The organism is Ruminococcoides bili, assembly GCF_040093295.1.
In the GTDB taxonomy this organism is placed as follows: Bacteria; Bacillota; Clostridia; order Oscillospirales; family Acutalibacteraceae; genus Ruminococcoides; species Ruminococcoides intestinale_A.
Window position 1 is genome coordinate 1 of the sequence record NZ_JBBNJY010000100.1, and the last position, 626, is coordinate 626.

Consider the following 626-nt stretch of genomic DNA (forward strand, 5'->3'; position numbering starts at 1 on the left):
CAAAAAAACTACTCCATGAAATTTGCCGATTGTATAGGCGGTGACAAAACACTCTTTATGCCGTCTACCGAAAAATATGCCCGCTATTTTACAAGCGGTGCGGGTAAAATATACGCAAGTTACACATTTGACAATAAAGGCGGAAGGTATGTTAAAGCAAAAATAAATCTTCACGAGTTAGCTCCGAATTATTTTAACAAGGACGGCTCGCATACAATGGAATACTCAAGTATCGGCAGTCATGACTATAAGTTCAAATACGAAAAAGCAGACGGCGGCGGTTATTATGACTCCGCCTTGTACTTCCATAGCGGCGGCGCTGTAACGGGCGCAGTTCCGGATAAGGACGGCTGCGTGGAAATTTATCTGTCTACTAAAATCAATGAACCAACACAATACTGCACTACATTTTCTTACCGCATATCTTATGTACTCGGCGGCGGAGGCGGTACTTCCGGCTCAAATATATACATATTGAGATTCGGCAATATTGACCTTCAAGGCACAGTAGATGTAAACGATGCAACCCTTTTGCAGAGATACCTTGCAGGCGATGCGGAATTTGATAAACTTCAGATGTTTTATTCCGACATAAACCGTGACGGTAAAACAAATGTTAAAGATGT

At 42.0% G+C, this 626-nt stretch carries 1 protein-coding gene; it reads left to right on the top strand.

What is annotated here, in order from left to right; genetic code table 11:
• Positions 1-626: dockerin type I repeat-containing protein (locus AAAY30_RS11530; RefSeq protein ID WP_499222367.1), on the top strand; the 626-nt coding region annotated here is incomplete at both ends.